Origin of the sequence: Kitasatospora sp. NPDC052868 (genome assembly GCF_044547105.1) — a bacterium.
GTDB lineage: Bacteria > Actinomycetota > Actinomycetes > Streptomycetales > Streptomycetaceae > Kitasatospora.
In genome coordinates, this window is record NZ_JBITZW010000001.1 from 161,666 (window position 1) to 186,285 (window position 24,620).

Annotated in this window: 23 protein-coding genes and 1 tRNA gene; 10 read left to right on the forward strand and 14 right to left on the reverse strand. The window is 71.9% G+C overall.

All coding sequences use genetic code 11. The features are described 5' to 3' along the window. Positions 1 to 117 precede the first annotated feature (117 nt). The 3 genes from ACIGZJ_RS00730 (at position 118) to ACIGZJ_RS00740 (ending at position 2,793) form a co-directional block, all read left to right on the forward strand. Positions 118 to 693: a TerD family protein gene (locus ACIGZJ_RS00730; protein ID WP_387939954.1), complete on the forward strand. Its 576-nt coding sequence runs from the start codon at positions 118 to 120 to the stop codon at positions 691 to 693. Between the two features lie 230 nt (positions 694 to 923). Continuing rightward, positions 924 to 1,499: a TerD family protein gene (locus ACIGZJ_RS00735; RefSeq protein ID WP_387939956.1), complete on the forward strand. Its 576-nt coding sequence runs from the start codon at positions 924 to 926 to the stop codon at positions 1,497 to 1,499. Between the two features lie 187 nt (positions 1,500 to 1,686). Beyond that, entirely contained in the window at positions 1,687 to 2,793 is a 1,107-nt protein-coding gene (locus ACIGZJ_RS00740; RefSeq protein ID WP_392927258.1) for a DUF475 domain-containing protein, read from the forward strand. A 96-nt stretch (positions 2,794 to 2,889) separates the two neighbouring features. On the opposite strand, the gene ACIGZJ_RS00745 is transcribed toward ACIGZJ_RS00740, so the two are convergent. After that, on the reverse strand, positions 2,890 to 4,053 hold the full coding sequence (locus ACIGZJ_RS00745; RefSeq protein WP_396455267.1) for a DUF2637 domain-containing protein: 1,164 nt from the start codon (positions 4,051 to 4,053) through the stop codon (positions 2,890 to 2,892). Between the two features lie 508 nt (positions 4,054 to 4,561). Between ACIGZJ_RS00745 and ACIGZJ_RS00750 the strand changes: the two genes are divergently transcribed. After that, positions 4,562 to 5,308, forward strand: a complete 747-nt coding sequence (locus ACIGZJ_RS00750; RefSeq protein ID WP_396455268.1) for a Tellurium resistance — start codon at positions 4,562 to 4,564, stop codon at positions 5,306 to 5,308. Positions 5,309 to 5,360: 52 nt separating this feature from the next. Here ACIGZJ_RS00750 and ACIGZJ_RS00755 read toward each other — a convergent pair whose 3' ends face one another. After that, positions 5,361 to 6,479 (reverse strand): TerD family protein, encoded by a 1,119-nt coding sequence (locus ACIGZJ_RS00755; protein WP_396455269.1) that lies wholly within the window; start codon positions 6,477 to 6,479, stop codon positions 5,361 to 5,363. A 359-nt stretch (positions 6,480 to 6,838) separates the two neighbouring features. Between ACIGZJ_RS00755 and ACIGZJ_RS00760 the strand changes: the two genes are divergently transcribed. From ACIGZJ_RS00760 to ACIGZJ_RS00770, 3 genes are all read left to right on the forward strand, one after another. Continuing rightward, complete coding sequence (locus tag ACIGZJ_RS00760; protein WP_396455270.1) at positions 6,839 to 8,050, forward strand: HpcH/HpaI aldolase/citrate lyase family protein; 1,212 nt, start codon at positions 6,839 to 6,841, stop codon at positions 8,048 to 8,050. A gap of 97 nt (positions 8,051 to 8,147) precedes the next feature. After that, positions 8,148 to 10,661: a phosphoribosyltransferase gene (locus ACIGZJ_RS00765; protein ID WP_396455271.1), complete on the forward strand. Its 2,514-nt coding sequence runs from the start codon at positions 8,148 to 8,150 to the stop codon at positions 10,659 to 10,661. Between the two features lie 5 nt (positions 10,662 to 10,666). Then, a complete protein-coding gene (locus tag ACIGZJ_RS00770) occupies positions 10,667 to 11,515 on the forward strand; it encodes an HAD family hydrolase (RefSeq protein ID WP_396455272.1) in 849 nt (282 codons plus the stop codon). Between the two features lie 81 nt (positions 11,516 to 11,596). Here ACIGZJ_RS00770 and ACIGZJ_RS00775 read toward each other — a convergent pair whose 3' ends face one another. Then, positions 11,597 to 11,821 carry a zinc ribbon domain-containing protein gene (locus ACIGZJ_RS00775; RefSeq protein WP_396455273.1) on the reverse strand — a complete coding sequence of 75 codons (225 nt, stop codon included), beginning with the start codon at positions 11,819 to 11,821 and terminating at the stop codon, positions 11,597 to 11,599. A 91-nt stretch (positions 11,822 to 11,912) separates the two neighbouring features. Continuing rightward, positions 11,913 to 13,247, reverse strand: coding sequence for a hypothetical protein (locus ACIGZJ_RS00780; protein ID WP_396455274.1), 1,335 nt, complete (start codon positions 13,245 to 13,247; stop codon positions 11,913 to 11,915). Positions 13,248 to 13,469: 222 nt separating this feature from the next. Here ACIGZJ_RS00780 and ACIGZJ_RS00785 point away from each other — a divergent pair. Together ACIGZJ_RS00785 and ACIGZJ_RS00790 are read left to right on the forward strand one after the other, a co-directional pair. Then, positions 13,470 to 13,541: transfer RNA gene (locus tag ACIGZJ_RS00785), tRNA-Val, on the forward strand. A gap of 464 nt (positions 13,542 to 14,005) precedes the next feature. Beyond that, positions 14,006 to 14,914: a hypothetical protein gene (locus ACIGZJ_RS00790; RefSeq protein WP_396455275.1), complete on the forward strand. Its 909-nt coding sequence runs from the start codon at positions 14,006 to 14,008 to the stop codon at positions 14,912 to 14,914. Positions 14,915 to 15,156: 242 nt separating this feature from the next. On the opposite strand, the gene ACIGZJ_RS00795 is transcribed toward ACIGZJ_RS00790, so the two are convergent. Further along, on the reverse strand, positions 15,157 to 16,080 hold the full coding sequence (locus ACIGZJ_RS00795) for a nuclease-related domain-containing protein (protein ID WP_396455276.1): 924 nt from the start codon (positions 16,078 to 16,080) through the stop codon (positions 15,157 to 15,159). 177 nt (positions 16,081 to 16,257) lie between these two features. Here ACIGZJ_RS00795 and ACIGZJ_RS00800 point away from each other — a divergent pair, with 177 nt between their 5' ends. After that, entirely contained in the window at positions 16,258 to 16,815 is a 558-nt protein-coding gene (locus ACIGZJ_RS00800) for a flavoprotein (RefSeq protein WP_396455277.1), read from the forward strand. Positions 16,816 to 16,827: 12 nt separating this feature from the next. Here the strand turns inward: ACIGZJ_RS00800 and ACIGZJ_RS00805 are convergent, their stop codons facing one another. From ACIGZJ_RS00805 to pgl, 9 genes are all read right to left on the reverse strand, one after another. Further along, the gene (locus ACIGZJ_RS00805; protein ID WP_396455278.1) at positions 16,828 to 17,400 is read right to left on the reverse strand and encodes an HAAS signaling domain-containing protein; all 573 of its coding nucleotides are present in this window, start codon (positions 17,398 to 17,400) and stop codon (positions 16,828 to 16,830) included. Then, complete coding sequence (locus ACIGZJ_RS00810) at positions 17,397 to 17,765, reverse strand: PadR family transcriptional regulator (RefSeq protein ID WP_392927281.1); 369 nt, start codon at positions 17,763 to 17,765, stop codon at positions 17,397 to 17,399. The genes ACIGZJ_RS00805 and ACIGZJ_RS00810 overlap by 4 nt, the downstream gene beginning before the upstream one ends. A gap of 120 nt (positions 17,766 to 17,885) precedes the next feature. After that, positions 17,886 to 18,533, reverse strand: coding sequence for an HAD-IA family hydrolase (locus tag ACIGZJ_RS00815; RefSeq protein ID WP_396455279.1), 648 nt, complete (start codon positions 18,531 to 18,533; stop codon positions 17,886 to 17,888). Next, positions 18,533 to 19,210 carry a ribulose-phosphate 3-epimerase gene (locus ACIGZJ_RS00820; protein ID WP_396455280.1) on the reverse strand — a complete coding sequence of 226 codons (678 nt, stop codon included), beginning with the start codon at positions 19,208 to 19,210 and terminating at the stop codon, positions 18,533 to 18,535. Before ACIGZJ_RS00820 ends, ACIGZJ_RS00815 begins: the two co-directional genes overlap by 1 nt. Positions 19,211 to 19,232: 22 nt before the next feature. Continuing rightward, the gene (locus ACIGZJ_RS00825) at positions 19,233 to 20,324 is read right to left on the reverse strand and encodes a DegT/DnrJ/EryC1/StrS family aminotransferase (RefSeq protein ID WP_396455281.1); all 1,092 of its coding nucleotides are present in this window, start codon (positions 20,322 to 20,324) and stop codon (positions 19,233 to 19,235) included. Between the two features lie 79 nt (positions 20,325 to 20,403). Continuing rightward, complete coding sequence (locus tag ACIGZJ_RS00830; protein ID WP_396455282.1) at positions 20,404 to 21,582, reverse strand: dehydrogenase; 1,179 nt, start codon at positions 21,580 to 21,582, stop codon at positions 20,404 to 20,406. After that, positions 21,579 to 22,712 (reverse strand): sedoheptulose 7-phosphate cyclase, encoded by a 1,134-nt coding sequence (locus tag ACIGZJ_RS00835; RefSeq protein ID WP_396455283.1) that lies wholly within the window; start codon positions 22,710 to 22,712, stop codon positions 21,579 to 21,581. Before ACIGZJ_RS00835 ends, ACIGZJ_RS00830 begins: the two co-directional genes overlap by 4 nt. Then, entirely contained in the window at positions 22,709 to 23,827 is a 1,119-nt protein-coding gene (locus ACIGZJ_RS00840; RefSeq protein ID WP_396455284.1) for an ROK family protein, read from the reverse strand. Before ACIGZJ_RS00840 ends, ACIGZJ_RS00835 begins: the two co-directional genes overlap by 4 nt. Beyond that, positions 23,824 to 24,522, reverse strand: a complete 699-nt coding sequence (gene pgl / locus ACIGZJ_RS00845) for a 6-phosphogluconolactonase (RefSeq protein ID WP_396455285.1) — start codon at positions 24,520 to 24,522, stop codon at positions 23,824 to 23,826. Before pgl ends, ACIGZJ_RS00840 begins: the two co-directional genes overlap by 4 nt. Between the last annotated feature and the right edge of the window lie 98 nt (positions 24,523 to 24,620).

Genomic DNA, 24,620 nt, shown 5'->3' on the forward strand with positions numbered 1-24,620 from the left:
AACCCGGCACTACGATCGGTCCGTTGGCTGGTCAGAGGCTCGGCGGCAATCGCCGGCCGGCGCCTCGGACCGCACCACGGGGGCACCAGGGCGTGCCTCCCGATTCTTGGAGGACCAGTGGGTGTCAGCCTGAGCAAGGGCGGCAATGTCTCCCTCACCAAGGAGGCCCCCGGCCTGACCGCCGTGATCGTCGGCCTTGGCTGGGACGTTCGCACCACCACCGGCACGGATTTCGACCTGGACGCCAGCGCCCTGCTCTGCAACGACCAGGGCCGCGTCGGCGCGGACGGCAACTTCGTCTTCTTCAACAACCTGACGAGCCCGGACGGCTCGGTCGAGCACACCGGCGACAACCTCACCGGTGAGGGCGAGGGCGACGACGAGCAGATCAAGGTCAACCTGGCCGGCGTCCCGGCCGACGTCGCCAAGATCGTCTTCCCGGTGTCGATCTACGACGCCGAGAACCGGACCCAGAACTTCGGCCAGGTCCGCAACGCGTTCATCCGCGTGGTGAACCAGGCGGACAACAAGGAGCTGGCCCGCTACGACCTCTCCGAGGACGCCTCCACCGAGACGGCCATGGTCTTCGGCGAGCTCTACCGCAACGGCGCCGAGTGGAAGTTCCGTGCCATCGGCCAGGGCTACGCCTCCGGCCTGCGCGGCATCGCCCAGGACTTCGGCGTCAACGTCTGATCCCCTGGTACGGGCCCGTGGCGGCCTGACGGAACACCACCCGGGCCGGGGCGGCCGCGGACGCGATGCGTCGGCGGCCGCCCCGGCTTCGTGCTGCCCGGGTGCGGGGCGGGCCCGACGCACTGGGAGGATAGGAGTTCAGGAAGTTCAGCCGGTCGGAAGAGGCCGGACGGGGCCACGGGGGCATACACCTGAGATGCGCTCCGGGACGCAAGGGAGGAAGGACAGCCATGAGTGTCACGCTCGCCAAGGGCGGAAACGTCTCGCTCACCAAGGCCGCGCCGAATCTGACGCAGGTGCAGATCGGCCTCGGCTGGGACGCCCGCTCGACCACGGGTGCGCCGTTCGACCTCGACGCGAGCGCCCTGCTCTGCGGCGGAGGCCGGGTGCTCGGTGACGAGTACTTCGTCTTCTACAACAACCTCACGAGCCCCGAGGGCTCGGTCGAGCACCAGGGCGACAACCTCACCGGCGACGGCGACGGCGACGACGAGGTCGTCCTGGTCAACCTGGACCTCGTGCCGGCCCAGGTGGACAAGGTGGTCTTCGCGGTGTCGATCTACGACGCCGAGACGCGGCTGCAGAACTTCGGCCAGGTGCGCAACGCCTACATCCGGGTGGTCAACTCGGTGGACGGGCAGGAGATCGCCCGCTACGACCTGACCGAGGACGCCTCCAGCGAGACCGCCATGATCTTCGGCGAGCTGTACCGCTACGCGGGGGAGTGGAAGTTCCGCGCGGTGGGCCAGGGCTACGCCTCCGGCCTGCGGGGCATTGCCCTCGATTTCGGCGTAAACGTACAGTAAAGGCCCGGACGTCACACATATTGAGCAGTGGGCAGTGCGGGGGTGACCTGACCGGGCCGGGCCCGGTCAGGGCGTCTCAGGACGCCGCCGCTACGACGCCGTGAGAACTCCGCGAGAACCTCGCGAGAACACTCGCAACGACGCCGCACCCGCGGCACGCCCTGAACCTGAAAGGTAACCAAGTCCCGTGTTCCTCCGCACATTCGGCTGGTCATTCGCGATCACCGTCATCGGCCTGATCGCAGCCGGCCTGCTCTGGGGAGCCGAGGGATTCGGCATCGTGCTGATCCTCTCCGTCCTGGAGATCTCCCTCTCGTTCGACAACGCGGTGGTCAACGCCACGGTGTTGAAGCGGATGAACCCGTACTGGCAGAAGATCTTCCTCACCGTCGGCGTGCTGATCGCCGTCTTCGGTATGCGCCTGATCTTCCCGCTGCTGGTCGTCGGCCTCACCGCGCACCTCAGCCCGGCGACGGTCATCGACCTCGCGCTCAACTCCGACAACACGTACAACGGCTCCACGTACGCCCAGTACCTGGAGGCGGCCAACCCGGCCATCGCGGCCTTCGGCGGCGTGTTCCTGCTGATGATCTTCCTCGACTTCATCTTCGAGGAGAAGGACTACAACTGGCTGGCCTGGATCGAGCGCCCGCTGGAGAAGGTCGGCAAGCTGGAGGCCTTCTCCTCGGTGGTCGCGCTGGTCTCGCTCTGCCTGGCCGCCAACTTCTTCGCCGACGGGCACGCCGAGACCGTGCTGCTCTCCGGCATCCTCGGCCTGGTCACCTACCTCGCCGTGAACGGCCTGTCCTCGATCTTCGAGGCTGGGCTGGAGGAGGAGGCCGAGGAGGAGGAGAAGGCCGAGAAGAGCGGCAAGTCGATCGTCCAGGTCGGCGGGAAGGCCGCGTTCTTCCTCTTCCTCTACCTGGAGGTCCTGGACGCGTCGTTCTCCTTCGACGGCGTGGTCGGCGCGTTCGCCATCACCAGTGACATCTTCATGATCACGCTGGGCCTCGGCATCGGCGCCATGTACATCCGCTCGCTGACCGTCTTCCTGGTCCGCAAGGGCACCCTGGACGACTACGTCTACCTGGAGCACGGCGCGCACTACGCGATCGGTGCGCTCTCGGTGATCCTGCTGGTCGGCATCAAGTACCACATCCCGGAGATGGTCACCGGCCTGATCGGGGTCGCCTTCATCGGCCTGGCCCTCGGGTCCTCGATCCTTCGCAACCGCCGTGAGACCGCCGGGGGCGGGGACGGCGAGGAGAAGGAACTGGTGAGCGCGGGCGAGTAGTTCCCGCCCGCCCCGCCGGCGAACACACGTGAACGGCCGCCCCCGGATCCCCGGGGGCGGCCGTTCACGTGTAGCGGGGCGCTTGCGCTCCGGTGGTCAGCCGAGCTGCTGCTCGATGGCGCGCAGCTTGCGCTCCAGCGAGTCCAGCTTCGGCATCGACAGCGTGTCGTCGTCGGCCGTCAGGTCGATCGTCGAGCTGCGGTACGAGCTGCCGTAGGTGCTGCTGTAGGAGGAGCTGCCGTAGGAGGACTCCGAGGAGCCGCTGCCGGTGGAGCCGCTGGAGGAGGAGCCGACGGCGGCGCGCGGGCGGCGGCCGGCCTCCAGAGCGCTCAGCGAGGCGGCGGCCTCCAGCTCGGGGGCCTGGGAGTTCGCGGAGGCGGTATCGGCCTCGGCGGCTAGGGCAGGCTCCGAAGCGTTCGGGCCGTCTCCGGCAGCGGTGAGAGCGGGCACCTGGCGGCCGCCGCGGGCGCGGGCGAGCACGCCGCCCTGACGGGAGATGGCCTTGAGCTCGGCACGCTCGCGGCGGTCGGCGCTGCGGGCCCGCAGCTTCGCGGCCTCCTTGGCCTGGCGCTCCTCGCGCACCTCCTCGACCGCCTCGTCCAGGCTGCGGACGTTCTCCAGCAGCATCAGCGACCAGGCCGCGTAGGTCTCGCGCGGGGCGCGCAGCCAGCGGACGATGCGGATCTGCGGCAGCGGGCGCGGCACCAGGCCCTGCTCGCGCAGGGCGGCCTTGCGGGTCTGCTTCAGCGCGCGGTCGAACAGGATCGCCGCCGAGATGGACATACCGGAGAAGAACTCGGGGGCGCCGTCGTGGGACAGGCCGCGCGGGGCGTGCACCCAGTTGAACCAGGCCGAGGCGACCGCGAACACCCAGACCAGCAGGCGCGAACCGAGCGCCGCGTCACCGTGGCTGGCCTCGCGCACGGCGAGCACCGAGCAGAACATCGCCGCGCCGTCCAGGCCGAACGGGACGAGGTACTCCCAGCCGTTGGACAGGCCCAGGTTCTCCTTGCCGAAGCCCACCAGGCCGTGGAACGACAGTGCGGCCGCGACGCCGGCGCAGCAGAACAGCAGGACGTAGGAGGAGATCCCGTAGATCATCTCCTTGCGCCGGCGGCGCTCCTCGCTGCGCTCCCAGGAGTCGCCCGACTCCTCGGCCTTGGTGTTCTTGAAGCGCAGGGTCGCCACCAGGATGGCGGTGAACAGCAGGGCTGCGCCGCCGATGACGGTCCAGACCAGCTGTATGGAGGTCAGGTTCATTGCGGGTCGGGCCTCGGGTTTCCGCAGGGGACAGGTCACAGTGCGAGACAGGCGGTCAGGTCGCAGGGCGGGGAGCGAGCCTGACGGTGCGTCGTTGCCGCCGGGCGCGCCCACCGCGCCCGGGCAGGGCGGACGGGACACCTGTGCGGCTAGACGATATCGCGTCCGAAGGGGCGGCATCGTACGGGAGCGGGGCTCGGGCCCGCCAATCGACCCGCCGACGGCTCGGGCGGGCACTTTGGTGGCGGCTCGGGGGCCGGTTCTGGTATCGGCTTCGGGCGGTGGTTTCGTGGTGGCTGCGGTGGTGGTTCGGGTGGTTGTTCGGGCGGTTGTTTCGTGGTGGCTGCGGTGGTGGTTCGGGCGGCGGCTCCGGTGGTCGTCCGCGGAGGCCGGTCGGTGTCCCGTCCACCTGGATGGGTAGGGAAGTTGGGTACCCGGCGGGTGGCCTGATGCCCGATCATGGAGCGGCGGACCGTCGGACCGACCGGCGGCCGCGGGGGAGGACTGGATGGCCTCGATTTGGGAGTACCTGCGCGGGGAGCGGAACACCCTCGACCCCGGCGGTCAGCACAAGATCACGCTCACCAAGTCGGCCCCGCACTACGCCATCACCGGGGTCGCGGCCACCACCGGCTTCCTGTACGTCAACCTGCACTGGACCGCCCGCGTCTCGTCTCCCGGGCCGACCGCGCGGGAGACGCTCAAGCGCTGGTTCAGCCCGCGGATCCTGAGCCCGATGGAGCCGGACTCCTACCAGAGCGCGCAGGTCAACGTGGACCTCGACCTGGCCTGCATGTACGAACTGGCCGACGGCACCCGGGGGGTGGTGCAGCCGCTCGGCGGCTTCTTCGGCGATCTGCAGCGCGCGCCGTACGTCAAGCTCAGCGGCGACGACCAGTACGGGGCGCCCTCCGGCGAGACGATGTACGTCAACCTGGAGAAGAAGGACCAGTTCAAGCGGCTGCTGATCTTCGTCTACATCTACGACGGCACGCCCGCCTTCGAGCAGGCCAACGCGGTGGTGACGATCGTGCCGCAGACCGGTCCGCGGATCGAGATCAAGCTGGAGGAGCGGGCCGCGGCCGCGCGGTCCTGCGCGGTGGTGCTGATCGAGAACGACGGGGACAACCAGCTGACGGTGCGCCGCGAGGTGCGGTACGTCAACGGCTTCCAGGCGGACATCGACCGGCTGTACGGCTTCGGGATGCAGTGGCAGCGCGGCTACAAGGGCGGGCCGGGGGGCGGGTCGGACTAGGCGCTGCCCTGGGTCGGAGCTCCTGGCCGGTCCGCGGCGGTCTGTGGCGGGCCTAGCGGGGCTGGAACTGCGGGCCCTGCGGGGGCAGCGCGAACTCCTCGGTGCCGGTTGCGCCCTGGGCGGCCTGGACCGGCTGCTGCTGGGGCGGCTGCGGGGCCTGGGGCTGTTGGGCCTGCTGGGCGGTGTTCGGCGGCGGGTAGCCGTACCCGGCGGCCGACTGCTGGTACGGCTGCTGCTGCGGCTGGGCTTGCGGGTAGCCGGGGTGCTGGGCCTGCGGCGGGTAGCCGTAGCCGCCCGCCTGCTGGGGCTGGTTCTGCGGCTGCCGCGGGGGGTACCCGTACCCCGGCTGCTGGGCCGGCGGCGCCTGGGGTGCGGGCGGGATGGCCGGCGGCACGGTCGGCGGTGCCGGCGGCGGCGGGGGAGTGGTGGGCACGGCGGCCGCCGGTGCGACGGTCGGCGCGGCCGTGGGCGGCAGCGGGACGGCGGGAGCCAGGGTGAAGGTCCCGGGCTCGGGGCGCTGGGCCGGGCGCGGGTCCGGCATGGCGGCGGCGCGCGGGTCCACGGCCCGGGTGGCCTGCGGGGCGGGCTGGAGGGCCGGGTCGGAGGCCTGCCCGCCCTCGGCGGAGTCCTCGACGGTGATGCCGAAGTCGGTGGCCAGGCCGATCAGCCCGGAGGCGTAGCCCTGGCCGACCGCCCGGAACTTCCAGGCGCCGGCCCGGCGGTAGAGCTCACCCGCGACCAGGGCGGTGACCTCGTCGGCCTCCAGCATGGCGAACTCGGCGATGGCAGGCCCGCCCTCGCCGCCGGCGGCGTCGTAGAGCATGACCCGCAGGCCCGTCACGGCGCGGAACGTGCCGCCCTCGGAGGAGCCGGCCAGCACCACCCGGTCGACCTCGGCGGGCAGCTTGCCGAGCTCCACCTCCACGGTGTCGGCGATCTCGGCCCCGCCGGCCGTCTGCTGCTTGGGCAGGTGGCGCACCAGGCCGGAGGGGTGCCGCGGCTGGTTGTAGAAGACGAAGTCGGCATCGGAGCGGACCCGGCCGTCCGTACCGAGCAGTAGCGCGGACGCGTCCACGTCCGGCGCGCCGGGCGTCGCGCTCCAGCGCAGCACGGCGCGGACCGCCGCCACCGGCAGTGCGATGTTGGCGCCCTTGGCCATCACGTGCGTCATAGCCGACCATCCTGCCTGTTCGCCACCCCTTCGGACAACGTGACCGAAGGTGGTGGAACGGTGGGGGACTTTGCCAACGCTTGCGCTTTGTGAAGCGGACGGTAACCTTCCGAGAATTCGATGTTTCGGAACCGCGTTCGACCGGGTGTCGTCCGTACGATGGGCGGCGAGAGGGCCCGGGGGGTTTGTCGGGGGGTGGCGGAGCAGTGCGCACCCGGGAACCACCCGCCCCGTGGACCGGTTAGTCCTGGTGATGCGCGAGCCCGGGAGCGATGACGCTCCGTACCCGCATACCCCGTACCGGGCCTGCGTACCCGCACCCCCGCCGCCCGGCGGTCGCACCCCCAGAGGAGAGCACCATGCGCCATTTCGGCCACCTCGCCGACGACGTACGCGGCCGGCTCTTCCTCGAACAGCCCCGGGCGTTCTCCGCGGAGAGCGGGGCGGCGGTCCTCTCCACGGCACTCGGAGCGACCCTCTACAGCCCCGCGACCCGGCTCACCCTGGCGGTCGACATCCGCAAGCAGGCCGCCCGGGGCGTCGTCTCCATGGTGCTCTGCCTGGAGGACGCGATCGCCGACCACGAGGTGCCGGCCGCCGAGGCCAATCTGGTCGCACAGCTCGGAGAGCTTCACGAGGACGTCGCAGGAGGCCTTTCCGGTGCCGATATCTCCATCGATTGCACACATGATCTGCCCCTTCTCTTCATAAGGGTTCGTGCGGCCTCCCAGATCACCGATCTCACCGCCCGGCTCGGCCCGGCGATCGGCCTGCTCACCGGCTTCGTCCTGCCGAAGTTCACCGAGGAGAGCGGCGGCGGGTTCCTGGAGGCGCTGGCCGCCGCCGAGGCCGCCACCGGTCGGCGGCTGTTCGCCATGCCCGTCCTGGAGTCCCCCGAACTGGCCCACCTGGAGACCAGGCGCGAGCAGCTGTTCGGCGTCTCCCGGCTGCTCGACAAGTACCGCGAGCGGGTCCTCGCCGTCCGCCTCGGCGTCACCGACCTCTGCTCCGCGTACGGCCTGCGCCGCTCGCCCGACCTCACCGCGTACGACGTCGCCCTGGTCGCGGCCGTGATCGGGGACGTGGTCAACGTGCTCGGCCGGGCCGACGGCACCGGGTACACCATCACCGGGCCGGTCTGGGAGTACTTCCCCGTCCAGGAGCGGATGTTCAAGCCGCAGCTGCGCCGCACCCCGTTCGCGGAGGCGGAGCCGTCCGGGGAGGCCGTCCGCCAGCGGATCATCGAGCACGACCTGGACGGGCTGATCCGCGAGATAGAGCTCGACCGCGCCAACGGACTGCTCGGCAAGACCTGCATCCACCCCAGCCACGTCCCCGCCGTGCACGCCCTCTCGGTGGTCACGCACGAGGAGTACAGCGACGCGCGCGACATCCTCGACCAGGAGCGCGGCGGGGGAGGGGTGCTCCGCTCGGCGTACACCAACAAGATGAACGAGGCCAAGCCGCACCGGGCCTGGGCGGAGCGGGTGATGCTGCGCGCCGAGGTGTTCGGGGTGGCCCGGGAGGACGTCAGCTTCGCGGAGCTGCTCTCGGCCTGCCTCTGCGGGTGAGGGGGCGGGGTGCCCTTCACCTTCACCTTCACCTTCACCGCACCGCACCGCTTCGTATGGACCGCACCGCACCGCACCACCGAAAGTTGGACCAGCAGTGACAGCACAGCAAGAGTGGACCGGCCGCTGGGTGGCCGAGCGGGCCGGCGTCGGTCTGACCGGCTCCGACCGGCTCCCCGAACTGGTCGGCCTGGCCCTGCGGGAGAACCCGAAGCGGGCCCACCTGCTGGTCTCCAACGTGCTCGGCAAGCACGTCCCGCAGCGCCCGTCCGTGGTCCACGGCGCCGGACTGGAGCTCGGCCGCCGGGTGCGCGAACTGCTCGGTGAGGACGCGGCCGCACGCGCCGTGGTGCTCGGGTACGCGGAGACCGCCACCGGCCTCGGCCACAGCGTCGCCGACGGCCTGGACGCCCCCTGCCTGCACTCCACCCGCCGCCCGGTGGCAGGCGTCGCCCCGCTCGGGGGCTTCGAGGAGGAGCACTCGCACGCCACCTCCCACCTGCTGCTGCCCGCCCACCCGCGACTGGTCGAACTCCTCACCGGGGACGGCCCGTTGGTGCTGGTGGACGACGAGTTCTCGACCGGCAACACCGTCCTCAACACCATCCGCGCCCTGCACGCCCGCCACCCGCGCGGCCACTACGTGGTCGTCGCCCTGGTCGACCTGCGCGACGAGCGGGACCGCGCCCGTCTGACCGACCTCGCCGCCGAACTCGGCACCCGGGTCGACCTGGTGGCCACCGCCGCCGGCGGCGTCGAGCTGCCCGCGGACATCCTGGCCCGGGCGCAGCGGCTGATCGCCGAGACCGGTCCGGCCCCCGAGCCGCCCGCCGGCGCGCCCGCCCCGCTGGCGCGGGTGGAGCTGGCCTGGCCGACCGGACTGCCGGACGGCGGGCGGCACGGGTTCACCACCGCGCACCGGGCCGCGCTGGACTCCGCTCTCCCCGACCTGGCCGAGCAGGTCGCCGGGGAGCTGGACGGCGGGGAGGAGCGGATCCTGGTCCTCGGCTTCGAGGAGCTGATGTACGCGCCGCTGCGCCTGGCCGGGGCACTGGCCGACCGGCTCGGCGAGGAGCGGGTCCGCTACTCCACCACCACCCGCTCGCCCGTCCTCGCGGTGGACGACCCCGGCTACGCCATCCGTACCCGGCTCTCCTTCCCGGCGCACGACGACCCGCAGGACCAGGCCTCGCGCGAGCGCTTCGCCTACAACGTGGCCCCCGGCGCCGACCCGGCCCGCCGCTTCGACGCCGTCGTGCTGGTGGTCGACGACGCCGCGGACACGCCCGCCCTGCACGAGGGGGAGCGGGCCCTGCTGACCCAGCTGCGGCAGGTCACCGACCGGGTGGTGCTCGCGGTGCTGCCCTCGCACCGGCCTGCCGGCCTGGCTGTTGCTGCGCCGGGTGGTCCGGCTGTTGTTGCGCCGGCTGGTCCGGCTGCCGGTCCGGCCGCTGGCTCGGCTGCCGGTCTGCCGTCGCCGCTGTACGGTCCGGCGTTCTCCTCCTACCGCCCCGAGGAGGTGGCCTGGCTGCTCAAGGACCTCTCCGACGTCCCGCTGGAGGCCCCCACCGAGGAGCGCGAGGAGGCCGTCCAGAGCGGCGGCGCCCACTACGCCGAGTCCCTGCCGGTCGAGTACCAGCCCAGCCCCGAGTACCAGGAGCTGTTCCACCAGGCCCTGCGGGTCTCCGCCCGCCGGATCGCGCTCGCCGTCGGCACCGTCGCCGAGACCCTGCTGCGCGAGCGCGGCCCCGGCCTGGTGCTCGCCTCGCTGGCGCGGGCCGGTACGCCCGTCGGCGTCCTGATCCGCCGCTGGCTCGCCTTCGCGCACGGGCTGGACACCCCGCACTACGCCGTCTCGATCATCCGGGGCCGGGGCATCGACCCCGTCGCGGTGCGTTACCTGGACGCCTACCACCACGCCCCCGACGTGGTCTTCGTCGACGGCTGGACCGGCAAGGGCGCCATCACCCGCGAACTCGCCGCCGCCCTCGCCGGATCGGCGTTCAACCCGGAGCTGGCCGTCCTCGCCGACCCCGGCCGCTGCGTGCGCACCTACGGCACCCGGGACGACTTCCTGATCCCCTCGGCCTGCCTCAACTCCACCGTCTCCGGCCTGGTCTCGCGCACCGTGCTGCGGGCCGACCTGATCGGCCCGGACGACTTCCACGGTGCCAAGCACTACACCGACCTGGCCGGCGGGGACGTCTCCGGCGCCTTCCTGGACACCGTCGCCGACCACTTCGCGCAGGTCCGGGACGAGGCGCAGGCCGCCGCAGAACTGGCCGCCGCCGCCGACCGCACCCCCGACTGGGCCGGCTGGGCCGCCGTCGAGCGGATCAGCGCCGAGTACGGCATCGACGACGTCAACCTGGTCAAGCCCGGCGTCGGCGAGACCACCCGGGTCATGCTGCGCCGCGTCCCCTGGAAGGTGCTGGCCCGCCGCGGCACCGGAGCCGACCTCGACCACGTCCGCCTGCTCGCCGCCCAGCGCGGCGTCCCCGTCGAGGAGGTGGACGACCTGCCGTACTCCTGCGTCGGCCTGATCCACCCCCGCTACAGTCGGGGAGCGACCGGTGCCTCCGGCACAGCCGTCCTGGTGAAGGAGTCCTGAGCCCGATGAGTGGTTTCCTGGTCGCGAGCGACCTCGACCGCACCCTGATCTACTCCAACCGCGCACTCGCGCTGGACGTGCCCGACCGGCTCGCCCCGCGGCTGCTCTCGGTCGAGGTGCACGACGGCAAGGCGCTCTCGTTCATGACCGAGCAGGCCGCCGCCCTGCTGGTCGAGCTCGCCCGCGAGGCCGTCCTCGTCCCCGCCACCACCCGGACCAGGACGCAGTACGAGCGCGTCAACCTGCCCGGCCCGACGCCCGGCTGGGTCCCGTCGTACGCGATCTGCAGCAACGGCGGGCAGCTCATCGTGGACGGCGTCCCGGACGAGGACTGGCGCACCGAGGTGCGCGGCCGGCTGGCCACCGCCTCCGTGCCGCTGACCGAGGTGGTCGAGCACCTGGCCCTGTGCGCCGACCCGGAGTGGACCCACAAGCGCAGGGTCGCCGACGACCTCTTCGCCTACCTGGTCGTCGAGCGCGCCGAGCTGCCGACCGGCTGGCTCGACGAGCTCACCGGCTGGTGCGCCGAGCGCGGCTGGACGGTCTCGCTCCAGGGCCGCAAGGCGTACGCCGTGCCGGCGCCGCTGAGCAAGAGCGCCGCCCTGGCCGAGGTCGAACGGCGGGTCGGCGGCTGTACCGTGCTGGCCGCCGGCGACTCGCTGCTCGACGCGGACCTGCTGCTCGCCGCGGACGCCGGCTGGCGGCCCGGGCACGGCGAACTCGCCGACAGCGGCTGGACCGCCCCCGGCGTCACCGCCCTCGACCAGGTGGGGGTGGCGGCCGGGGAGGAGATCGTCCGCCGCTTCCTGGACCGGGTGCGGGCGGGAGTGCCGGTCGCGGCCGAGCTGGGGTAGGGGTTGGGGCTTCGGCTGGGGCCTGAGGCTTGGAGCCTGAGCTGGGGCTTCGGCTGGGCCTGGGCCTGTAGCCGGGGCCTGCTAGCCGCAGCAGCCGCCGCCGCAGCAGCCCCCGCCCCCGCCGGACGGGGCCTGCTGCGGGGCGCCGCCTCCGGAGGCGGCGCCGGTGACGGCGACGGCCGACAGCAGCTTCACGGTGTCCTCGTGCCCCTGCGGGCACACCGCCGGGTCGTTGGCCTGCGCCATCTGGCGGCGGAGTTCAAAGGTGGCTCCGCAGGAGCGGCAGCGGAAGTCGTAGCGTGGCATACCCCGCAGCGTACCCAGCGCGGGCCGTGCTCGGGCGTGCTTGGGTGTTCGTGCTCGGGTGCGCTCGGGCCGGGCACGGCGGGGTCACGGTTCAGTGGTGGCTGCCGAGGTCCCCCCGGATCAGCTCCACCACCCGCGCCGCCGTCCCCCGCACCTCGGCCAGCTCGGTCAGGAAGTGCCAGTAGTCGGGGTGCCGCCCGGCCGCCTCCAGCTCCGCCACCGCCCGGTCCAGCCGTCCCACCGCCGCGTCCAGCGGACCGGCGTGCCGAGGATCCGGCGCCTGCCGTCCGGCCATCGCGAGTCGCTGCGCGTCCCGCAGGGCGAAACGGGTCCGCTCGATCTCCCGGTTCGGGTCGTGCTGCACCTCGTTCAGCTGCCGCAGCCGCTCGTTCACCGCGACCACCGAGCCGTCCGCCGTGTCCAGCAGGGCGCGCACCGTACCGATCGCGCCGGTCGCCTCCGCCCAGCGCTGCTCATCGCGCGCCCGCGCCGCCTCGGCCAGCTTCTGCTCGGCCGCGCGCCCGGTCTCCGCCACCTGGTCCGGCACCCGCTGGAGGTCCTGCCAGCACGCCGTGCTGAACCGGCGACGCAGCTCGCTCAGCGCCGGCTCCACCGTGCCCGCCTTGGTCTCCAGCGCCTGGATCCGGGTCCGCAGACTCGCCACCCGCCGGTCGATCTCCCGCGCCCGCTCCGGCAGTTGCTCCGCATCCGCGGCGATCGCCTGGGCGCGCTCCTTCACGTTCTCCGCCCGCTGCAGCGTGCCCGCCACCCCGTGCTTGGCCGCGCCCTCGTTCAGCCGCCCCAGCTCCGGGGCCAGCTCCGCCAGCCGCGCCGCCAGGTCGTCCGCCCGCAGCCCGGCCCCGCGCACCGCGTCCAGCGCGTTCGTCGCCCCCAGCAGCGCACGCTTCGCCTGCTCCACCGCGGGCGTCACCCGCATCAGCTGCGACTCCGCGTGATCCAGCGTCGGCTGCAACCGCCGGAGGAAGTCGCCCAACTCCGCCTGCGCCGCCCCGAGCTGCCCCTTCACGTCCTCCAGCTGGTGCCGGGCCCGCGCCGCCGCACCGGACTCCAGCTCCTCGGCGTCCAGGTCGTGCGCGTCCAGCGCGGCCAGATAGTTCACCGTCACCTGGTCGACCCGGCCGGAGATCGCCTGGAAGTCCGCCAGCGCCCGCCGCGCCGCCGCACCGTCCTCGGCGGCCCGCACCGTCTCCACCGCCAGCTGCACCTCCCGCTGCGCGGAGTCCAGCTCGTAGAACGCCTGCTGCGCCGCGTCCCGGGCCGCCTTGGCATCCGCCCGCATGCCCTCGCCGCCGCGCCTGCCCCACCAGCCCCCGCCACGCCCACCGCCGGCACCACCGAACGCCGCCGCCCCCGCGGCCCCCAGCGCCCCCGCGACCACCAGCGGCAGCACCAGCGCCTCGGCCACTGCACCCCCCGGCCACCGCCGCCCCCGCCCGATCCCGCCGGCCACCCTCACTGCGCGCTCCCTGCTCCGACCGTTTGATCCACCCCCATTCTTCCCGATCACCCCACCCGACCGGCACCCCCACCCACCCCACCCCGTCCCACTCCCCGACCACCTGCGCCACACCACCCGCCGGACCAGGTACTCTAGGCAGTCGTCGTGCCCCCACCAGGCCGCGACAGGGGGCGCGTAGCTCAGTGGTAGAGCGCTGCTCTTACAAAGCAGATGTCGGCGGTTCGAAACCGTCCGCGCCCACAGATGAGAAGGGCCAGTTCGGAGGAGTGATCCTCCCGAACTGGCCCTCGGTCGTTTCCGGGTCTCAGTCGGGCTGCGCCACTGGTGTGCCAGATGACCCGGGCGCAGGGAAGCACTGGGCCGGCCAGGACGGGACGGCTGCCTTGGCCCCTTGGCCCCTTGAGCGTGCAGCCGTGCTGGTGAAGCAGGTCGACGATGTTGCGCCGCAGATCGGTACGGCAGAACGCTGGTTGTCACGGGTCGCCTCCTGCATCTGCGGAGGAGGGCCAGGCGGCACTACGTCGGCACACCCATAGTCAGCAATTGAATTCAGGCAGTGGCGAATCCGTGACACTGGGATGGTCGGCGTCGCGCATGAGGGAATGGTTGCATCTGGCGCTGCCGCAGAGGATCGTAGGAAATGTACTCAAGAATCAAAGGATGATCATCCGGCATCAAATCGAGCCCTAGGAGAGGGGGCGATTGTGGCCAACCAACGCTCGCATGCGGACAGTCCGGCGCTGAGCAAGGCTGCAAGTAAAGGGAACGTTGCCCTCGGGTGTGGTGTGGCTCTCGTCGCAACCATTCTATATTTCATCGCATTCGCCGAAAGGGGTAGCGTTGGCTGGAATGCGGTTCTCAACTCCATCGCCGCCTCCTTAACCGCAGCCCTCCTGTTCACCTTGGCCGACTATCTGTTGAGCAGAAGAGACTATGCGCAGTATATTGAGCAGCTTGGCAACATGATGCTCGCCGAGATTCGATCCCTGGAGTTTCAATCGAATGCGGTTTCAAATGCTCGTGACCTGGGGTTGGTTCAGGTATTTACGAACGACAGGAATGACGAGTGCATGAGGGCGGAGGGGAAGCTGATACGCGAAGCTGCAAGTTTGACTCTGCTCATGAATGCAGGTGCCAGCTGGGTTGAGATGCATAGGGAGTCATTCCGCTCCCGATTTGGCGATCAAGAAAAATCGACCACGATCTTCATGCCGAGCCCTGCGTCCGACTTCTCGGTTATTCAGGCCCAGAAGGAAGAGATGAACGCGGATGCCCTCATAAATAGGCAAATAGGCGTCATTCGCAAGCTTGATGGCCTGTCCCCTCGAGATGGCGATCGCCCCTACAAGGTGATCGGCCATCAGTTGTTCCATCCTTGCCTGCTCATACTGACCGACACGGATGCCATTATTGCGCCGTACTATGCATCAAAGGGGCGGAAGGTGCCGCCGGCGATGTGGTTCAAGAAAACCAAAGGGGGGAGTGATTATTACTCGCGCCTCCGGGATGATGTTAGGGAGCTTGAGGCGCTCGCGGACTCGGCTGAAATTCTCCCCTGGTTTGACGAGCAGATGCGTGGCGAAGTGCCAATTCCCATCCAGGGGGCTGCCTAGTGATTCAAGTCCGCGCTGCTCTCAGTGGTCAGAGCTGGGTGCTATTCGAATCCATGCCATCGCGTCCGGCGATGCACATGTGACCTGCTCGTCCGGTCCGGTTCGAAACCGTCCGCGCCCACCGGCCCCGGTGCCCCGCACCGGGGCACCGGGCTTTAGAGGCCGGTTGGCTGAAGTAGGCGACGGCAACGGCTGATGGTGGCTCCCGTGCGGCGGCTTGGGGGCGTTCGGCGTCACGGCGGTCAGGGCTGGCGGGACTTCCTGTTGCGGGTGCCGAGCTGGGTCCAGACGTGGCGGTGCCGGGCGATGGTGAAGATGCGTTCGACGCGCTCGGGGGTCAGCTGCGTCGGTGCGGATGCGAGGTTCGCGGCGATCTGTTCGCCGGTGACGACGAGCACGGGGGAGGCCGTTTCCTGGGTGATCTTTCGGGCTCCGACCACGGCGACGACCGGGTGAACGGGTACCTCGAAGCCGCACCACTTCGTGAGCAGCTCTGCGGTCCTGGTGGCCTCGAATGCGGCGTTCGCCAGGTAGGGGAAGCTGTTGCGGTTGACGCTCACCATCCGGTCGCCGACCCGCACGGTGGCGTCCGGGTGGTGCTTGGTGTTGATCGTGAAGACTCCCGGTGACCCGATCACCACGTGGTCGATGTCGGCGCCGCTGGGCAGGGGCACGCCGTGCAGGATCTTCCAGCCGGAGACCCGCAGCGGCTCCAGGTTGGCCCCGACGATGCGTTCGCCCTCCAGCCCCAGGAGAGTGGTCGGCGCCCCGAGGGGATTCCGCGTTGCCTTGGCGACCAGCCGGACCCACACGTTGTGCGTCCGCTCGTCCCGCCGGAGCATGCTCTGCAGACCGGCGCCGGGAGCGTTCAACGCGAGGTCGTCCTCATCGCGCAGGGGCGGGAGGTAGGGCACGCGCACCTGCGGCCCCGGCGCGGTTGCGTCTCCGTTGCGCCGCACAGCGCGCGGAGGTATGACCTGCCCGTAGACGGCACACCACTCTTCGATTTTCGCCAGCGCGGCACCCTCAAGCGCGGAGTCCTGGATCTCGACCACACCGGTCAGACAGTCAAGCCATGCGACCGAAGAGCCGCGGGCGCCGGCCCTGTTGACGTACAAGCGCCACCTACCCGGCTTCCGCCACGGCCTGACCGAAAGCTCCTCCACGCGGCTCTGTCCTCCCCGGTCCAGACGCCTGACACCACATCAGCATGCCCAGCCCGTAGTGGGAGCGAACGGCTTCGGCCAGCCAGGGAGGGGAGAGGTTCGGTCAATGATCGAGTGAGTGGGTCTGCGTGATGGGGCGCCTTGCCCGGGGTGTGGTGGCGGGGGTTGCATGGGGCCATGTCGAGTCGTGGGGTGCTGTACGTGCTGGGGTCCGCTGCGTTGCCGGTGCTGGATGTGGGGGTGGTGGTGCGGGCTGCGCAGGGGGAGGGGTGGAATGTCTGTCTGGGGTTGACGCCCACGGCTGCGGAGTGGTTGGGGGGTGAGCTGGCGGAGTTGGAGGCGCTGACCGGGCATCCGGTGAAGAGTCGGTATCGGCGGCCCGGTGATCCGGAGTTGTGGCCTGCGGCGAGTGCGGTGCTGCTGGCTCCGGCGACCTTTCACACGATCAACGCGCTGGCTCTCGGGATCACCGGGTCATGGGTGGTCGGGTTCGCGGCGGAGGCGATCGGCAAGGGCATTCCCATGGCGGTGATGCCTTGTGTGAATACCGCGCTTCTTGCTCATCCGCAGGCTGGGCAGAGCCTTGCGGTGCTTCGGGAGGCGGGGGTGGCCGTCCTGCTCGGGGAGGGCGGGTTCGTCCCGAACGCGCCGGGGGAGGGGCAGCCGGCCGAGTACCCCTGGGCGGCGGCGCTCGCCGGAGTGGCGAGGCTCGGTGACGGGGCCCGGCGCGGCTGAGCGGCAAACGGTTCACGCCGTCCGGTGGAGGCGGATGGCGGCGAGGGTCGGGAGGGCGGCGGCCAGGAGGAGGGCGGCCAGCAGGCCGACGGGGCTGAGGCCGCCGAGGGTGGTGGAGAGGGCGGCGGCGAGGGCGGGGACGGTGAGGAGGGGGGAGAGGGCGAGCAGGGTCGCCTGCCGCTTCTCGCCGCGGGACCACTGGGGGGACTTCCACAGGCGGATGAGGCCGGCGGCCGTGGCGGCGGGGGCGAGGAGGAGTCCGAGGACGGGGATGAGTGCGGCCGGCAGCGGGAGGACGAGCAGGCCGAGGGTGATGGCGGTGCGGCGGGGGCTCTCCGGGACGGGCCGGGCGGCGGGTTCCTCGGCGAGGGCGGCGTCGGCGATCTCGGCGGGGGTGCCGAGTTGTTCCAGGATGCGGCGGACGGCGCTCCCGTCGGAGGGGTCGGACTCCGACAGGGCCACCTCGATGTGTTCGCGCAGGTCCGCGAGCAGCTCCCGGCGGCGGGTGTCGGGCAGGGCCGCGGTCCGGTCCTCGACCGAGGACAGGAAGGAGCGGACGAGGGGGTGGGCGAGGGTGTTGGTCACGTCGGCTCTCCAGGGGTGAGGAAGTGGTCGACGGCGGCGCGGAAGGAGGGCCAGTTCGCGGTGAACTCCTCCAGCGCGCTCCGGCCGGCGTCGGTCAGCGTGTAGTACCGGCGCGGGGGTCCACTCTCGGACTCCTGCAGGTGGGTGTCGGCGAGCCCGGTCCGGCGCAGGCGTGACAGCAGGGGGTAGATCGTGCCCTGGCTGGTGGCCATCACCTCGACGCGGGCGAGTTCCGCCAGCAGCTCGACGCCGTAGCGGGGGCCGTCCCGCAGCAGCGCCAGGACGCAGTACTCCAGCACTCCTTTGCGGAGTTGGCTTGCCACCCGGCCGTCTGCCTCGGGGTTACTTGCATTGCCATCTACCATGCAAAGCATGGTAGCACGCCGGGGGCGGACAAGGCGGTAGCGCGAAGGGCCGGTCCGCAGGTGGGGAGTCTGCGGACCGGCCCTTGTAGTCGGAGGCGGGGTGTCGGTGCGGGGCGACGTTCAGCGCGGGGCGTGTGCGGCCAGGACGGCGCGGATGTCCGACAGGCTGTCCACCACCGCGTGGGCCTCGGCGAGTTGGTCGGCCGTGTGGGTGGTGGTGATCCCGATGACGAACATCCCCGCCCGGCGGCCCGCGGTCACGCCGGCCGGTGCGTCCTCGACCACCACGCACTCCTGCGGGGCGGCGCCGAGCGCGTCGGCCGCGGCCAGGTAGCCCTCGGGGTGGGGCTTGCCGTTCTCGACGTGGTCGGCGGCCACCAGGACGGCCGGGGTCGGCAGCCCGGCGCTGCGCAGGCGGCCGGTCATCAGGCCGCTCGGGCCGGACGTCACCGCGGCCCACCGGTCCGCGGGCAGGCCGCCGAGCAGTTCGGGCGCGCCCGCCACCGGGCTGAGCAGGGCGACCCCCTCGGCCTCCAGCTGCTGGATGCGGGTCAGCACCGAGGGGATGTCCTCGGCGCGGAAGAACATCGGTACGACCTCGGCGTCCCGGCGGCCGTGGCAGACCGCCAGGATGGCGTCCGCGTCCGTGCCGAACTCGGCCGCCACCCGCCGCCAGACGTCGACGATCAGCCGGCTGGAGTCGACCAGGGTGCCGTCGATGTCGAACAGGAGGCGCAGGTCCGCGGGGGCCGGGGCGACGGCCGTCATCAGGCGCCTGCCGCGATGGCGCCCAGCGAGCGGAACGCCGACTCCACGCCGGCCGGGTCCTGGAACAGGGCCGAGGCGACGACCAGGCGGTCGGCGCCGGCCGCCCGCAGCGCGGCGGCGCGCTCCGCCGTCACGCCGCCGTCCGCGGCGATCCGGATGTGGCCGAGACCGCGCGCGTCCAGGTCGGCGCGCAGACGGCGGATCTTGTCCACGGTGTAGGGCAGGAAGTCGCTGGTGCCGGGGTTGACCGCCATGACGACGACCTGTTCGACGAGGTGGGCGATCTCCTCGACGGACGACAGCGGGGTGCCGGGGTTGAGCGCGATGCCTGCCGCGATGCCCGACTTCTCCAGGTCGCGCAGCAGTCGGGCGATGTGGGGGGTGCTCTCGACGTGGACGGAGACGAGGTCGACGCCCGCCTCGGCCAGGCCGTCGATGTGGGACTCCGGCCGCGTCACCTGGAGGTGCACGTCCAACCGCCGGTCGAAGGCCTTGCGGACGGACTTCACCGCCTTGAGGCCGAGGCTGATGTCGGGGACGAACACCCCGTCCATCACGTCGAGGTGCAGGAGGTCCGCGTCGGTGCGCGAGACATCGCCCACCGCCCGCCCGTACTCCAGCGGATCGGCGCCGAACAGGCCCGGCACAATGGAAACATCGGTCGTTGACCCGGTCATGGGGATCTCCTCGATTTCTCGGTCAGCCGACGATCGACAGCAGCGTGGCGGCCACCAGGTCGACCTCGTCGGGGCTCATCTCCGGGCGCAGCGGCAGGCACAGCGCGTTCTCCGCCAGGAAGTCGGAGTTCGGGAACGCGGCCGCGTCGAACGCGTAGTCGGAGAAGGCGGGTTGGCGGGCGATGGGCACCGGGTAGCGCACGACGGCGTCGACTCCCGCGGCCCTGAGGGCGGCCAGGGTGGCGTCACGGTCGGGGACGATGGCCTGGTACATGTGGTAGACGTGCTCCGGGCCGGCGACGGGCACCCGGACGGCGCTGCCGGACAGGGCCCGGGTGTACTGCTCGGCGCGTTCGCGGCGGGCCTGGTTCCACGCGTCCAGCCGGGGCAGCTTGTGCCCCAGCACCAGCGCCTGCACGGAGTCCATCCGACTGCTGAACCCGGCCTCGACGTGGTGGTTCTGCTCCTGTTGGCCCAGTCCGCGCAGTCGGCGCAGCCGGTCGGCCAGCTCCGGGCCGCCGGTCACGGCGGCGCCCGCGTCGCCGGCGGCGCCGAGGTTCTTCGACGGGTGGAAGCTGAAGCAGCCGATCTCGCCGAAGGTGCCGACCGGCCGGCCCTTCCAGCGGGCGCCGACCGCCTGGGCGCAGTCCTCGACGACCGCGAGGCCGTGGGTCGCGGCCAGTCCGGTGATCCGGTCCATGTCCAGCACCTGGCCGAACATGTGGACGGCGAGGATCGCCTTGGTGCGGGGCGTGATCGCGGCTTCGAGCCGGTCCAGGTCCATCAGGTAGTCGGTGTCCGTGCAGTCCACCAGGACCGGGACGGCACCGACCCGGACGATCGCCAGCACGGTGGAGTGGAAGGTGTTGGCCACCGTGACGACCTCGTCGCCCGGCCCGATGCCCAGGGCGTGCAGGGCGAGGATGAGCGCGTCGGTACCGGAGTTGACCCCGACGGCGAAGCCCGCCTCGACCTGCTCGGCGAAGGCCCGCTCGAAGTGCTCGACCGGCTTGCCGAGGATGTAGTCGCCGGACAGCAGGAGTTCGGAGATCCTCCCGGTCAGCTCTTCGAGGTCGTCGAACTGGGCCGGGTAGCCGTAACGCGGGACCAGCATGGTGTTCTCCCTGGACGGGTGGGTGCCCTGGACGGGTGGGTGGTTCGAAGCGGGGCGGCGTGGTTCGGCAGCCCGGGGTTCAGCAGCCGGGGAGGACCTCGGCCACCGTGGTGGTGAGGTCGGGCGCCCGGGTGGTGCCCGACGGCATCGTCGGGTCGATCAGCACCTTGAGGTGCTCTCCGGTCAGCCGCCGGCCCGGCGGGTCGGTCGCCATCGACCGCAGGACCGGTCCGGCCGCCTCCAGGGGGAGGACGTGGCTGAGCACCCGGCCGAACCGCTGGGGGTGGGCGACGAGCAGGTCCTGCGCGCGCCGCAGGAGGTCGGCGGAGGTGCCGCGGTGCCCGGTGAGGCGGATCCGCTTGCCCGAGGGCAGGGCCACCAGGCGCCCCGGTGCCGGTTCGGGAGAGCCGCAGATGTTGGACCTGCGGATCGAGTTGAGGTCCAGGTCCCCGGTCAGCTCGTGCGCCGTGCCGGTACCGAAGCCGCCGAACAGGTCGACGGCCCCGCCCTCCTCCAGGGCGCGCGCGGCCTGGGTGAGCGCGGTGGCCGAGGCCTCCCGGGGCAGGCAGAGGAAGGCCGCCCCGACGCCGGAGACGGGCGGTTCGGTGCGGTACCGGGTGCCGGGCAGGACGTCGCGGCCGCGCAGGTAGTCCAGCCGCTCCGCGCGCCCGTGGACCAGGGTCATCGGTGTCCCGCGCAGTTCGCCGACCAGTGCGGCCAGGACGGCGGTCGTCCCGCTGCCCCACACCGCCGCGCTCCGCGCCCGCCCGGAGGCGTCGAGCAGGTCCCAGCCGTAGAGGACCGCGCCCAGCGGTTCGACGAGCACGGAGAGGTCGGCGACCAGGTCCGGCCGGGCGGGGACGAGGGTGCGCAGCACCGCGGCGCCGGCGCCCGTCGCCGGGTAGTACCGCCGGAAGACCCCGTCGTGGGAGTGGCCGAGGATGCTGTCCTGGTCGTGGGGGTCCACCGGGTTGAAGATGCCCCGGTGGACGCCCGAGGGCGAGCGGTACTCCGCGAGCCCCTCGTGGCCGAGCACCGCGGCCCCGTCGGGCCGGATCCCGCGCTGGATCTGCAGGTCGGTGCCGCAGATCCCGGCGCGGAGCACCCGCAGGGCCGGGCCGGCCGCGGCCTCGGTGCGGTCGAGGCGCAGGCCGTGCTCGGCGGTGCGGGTCCAGGCGAGGTCGCCCCCGGTGGAGACGCCGGTGGCGGTGGTGGTGGAGACGCCGGTGCGGGCGGGGGCGCCGTAGGTGTCGCTCATGCCGCGAGCCCCTCCTCGTCGAGCAGCCGGTGGAGGACGTCCACCGAGCGCCGCAGCTCCGGCTCCGTCAGCTCGTTGACGAACACGCACTTTCCGATGCCGACGGGCAGCGGGATGTTCTGCTGCCCGTCGCGGTGCCGGGTGGACTCGCCGAGGGCGTCCCAGAGCAGTCCGACCTCGCAGACGGGGTGCCAGACGGGCAGTCCGGACCTGCGCAGCAGGCGCAGCACGCGGACGGCGTCGGCGGGCGACTGCAGGCCCTGGTCGACGGCCAGCGCGCAGGACAGCGCCATGTCGATCGACACCGCCTCGCCGTGCAGCAGCCCGGGCCGGGCCGCCATCTCGAACCCCGGGCTGAAGGTGTGCCCGAAGTCCACCGCCCGGCGCAGCTCGTGCTCCCACAGGTTGGGTTCGAGCTCCTCCAGCATGCCGCCGACCGCGCGCCGGATCACCTCCTGCCCGGCGGAGCCGTCCAGCCGCCGGCGCACCAGCTGTTCGGCCTCCGCGTCGAGCAGGTCGAAGAGGGCGGCGTCGTGGATCACCGCCATCTTGATGATCTCGGCCAGTCCGTTGCTGATGTGGCGGGTGTCCAGGGTGCTCAGGAAGGCCCGGTCCACCAGCGTGTCGCGGGCGGGATGGTAGGTGCCGAGCCGGTTCTTGTGGCCGTGGAAGTTCACCGCGTTCTTGGCGCCGACCGCCGCGTCGACCATCCCGACCAGCGTGGTGGGGATGCGGACGAACGGGGTGCCGCGCCGGTACAGTCCGGCGGCCAGTCCGACCAGGTCGGTCAGCACGCCGCCGCCGATCGCCGTGATCGGCTCCCGGCGGGCGAGCGCGATCGAGTCGGCCGCGCGCACGATCTCCTCGAGTGACGGGATCGTCTTGGTCTGCTCGCCGCCGGGCAGCCGCAGGATGTGTGGGACGGTCTTCCGGCTGAGGAAGTACTCCTGGATCCGCGCGCCGTGCAGGGCGAAGACCTGCTCGTCCACCACCACCAGGCGCCGCGCCCCCGGCGTCAGGCCCGCGGCCCGGGCGAGCGCGTCGTTCGCGGGTGACAGCACCTCCGTCACCTGGGTGACCCGGTAGGAGACGTCCTGACGGGCGCGGACGGACCATTGCCCAAGACTCATGCTGTGTGCGCTCTCTCGTTCAGAATTCCCCGTGCGTGAACTCCCGCTCCACGCAGCGCGTTCAGCCCGTTCGGCTGTCCTCGGACGATCCGGCGGGCGAAGTAGCCCTGGTCCCGGTCCGAAATCCCGTACAACCCCAGCTGGTTGAGGTTGCGTAGCAGGCTCGCCAGATAGGCGTCCCCGAGATTGTCCACCACCCCGCCGGTGAGCACGGTGTGTTCAACCTCCGGGTTGAGGGCGGCCTGGGCGAGCAGCACCCGGGCCAGCGGCAGGGTCACCGCGTCGAGCACCCGCAGGGCGCCGCGGTGGCCCTGCGCGACCAGCCCGCCGAAGGACGCGAGCGTCTGCGCCGTCGACCGGTTCGCCGTGTCCGTACCGCCCCACACCGCAGCGGGCAGGCTGCGCAGGAAGCGCCCGATGCCCGCGCCCGAGGAGAACGAGGCGACGTGGTCGGGCGCCCCGCAGTCGCAGCGGGCGGTCACGGGGGCGCCGTCCCAGTGCAGTTGTGCGGGCAGGTGGCCGATCTCGCCCTGCAGTCCGTGCTCCCGGTCCAGCGGGATGCGGCCGGAGGCCAGGTCGATCGTCCGGTAGGCGATGCCGGTGCTCACGGTGACGGCGGCGGCCTGCCGGCGCTGGTCCAGGCGGTCGTTCCCCAGTAGCGCGTAGGCGAGCGCGGACACGTCGTTGACCACCGACCAGCGCGCGTCCGGCCGGCGGGCGGAGAGCTCCCGGGCCGGCCACCAGTCGGTCCGCTCACTGCCGAACAGCGGTGCGCTGCCGACCACATGGCCGGTCCGCCCGTCCATCGCCGCGCCGAGGGAGACCGCGCACAGGTCGAGCGCGGTGGGCCACTCCAGCCGGATCTCGTCCAGCGTCCGCACCAGCCAGTCGACGATGCGCTGTTGGAGGACGGCGGCCGTGGCGGGCGCGGCGGCGCGGGTGACGGCCGGGTGGCGGCGGAGGGCCGCGACGGTGTCTCCGTCGACCAGGACGCCCGCCCGGAACCAGGTGCCGCCGAGGTCGAACACCACCACCGGGCGCGTGCTGCGGCGGGCCTCGGCGGCGCAGAAGCCGGGCGTCCCGGTGGTGGCCGGTTCGGACGGGGGAGCGGTCACCGGTAGGTGCCGGCGGCTTCGGCGTCCAGCAGCAGGAGCCCGTCCGAACCGAGGAAGGCCCGGGCGGCCAGGGTGTCGGCCGTGCCGGTCGCCAACTTGGCCACCGCCTCGGTCTTCTGGGCGCCGGTCGCCATGATGATGCGGGCGGCGGCGCCGCGCAGCGACGGCAGGGTCTGCGTCATGCGCACCGCGCCGTCCACGGTGGTGGTCACCGTGACCCCGGCCTGGTCCTGAGGGTCGTAGCGGTCGGCGAACAGCGAGGCCAGGTGGCCGTCCGGGCCCAGTTGGAGCAGGACGGCGTCGGCGCCCGCGGTGCCGGTCAGCGAGGCCAGCAGCTTCGCGTACTGCGCCGCGCCGTCGGCCGGGTCGCCGGACCGGACCGGCATGGGGTGCCGGCGGTCCCGGGGCACCGCGGCCGGGTCCAGCAGCGTCTCGCAGATCATCCGCCAGTTGGACCCGGTCTCGGCCTCGGGGAGGACCCGGTCGTCGGTCTGCACGAAGTGCACCGACGCCCAGGGCAGGTCGTAGGTCGCGAGCAATTGGTAGGCCGCGGTCGGAGTATTTCCTCCGGTCAGTGCGACGACGCATTCGCCGCGCTCGGACACGGCCTTTCGTACGGCTTCGGCGACGGCTTCTGCGGCATTCTCGGCCACCGCGTCGGCGGTCGGCAGAACCTTCGAGGGGAGGGGGCTCAATGCAAAACTCCCGGTCTTGGCCAAACAATCGATCAATCCGGTACGACCGTACTGCGGGCGGCTCTCTCCGGCCATGGGCGGGATTGAACATCCGCCCT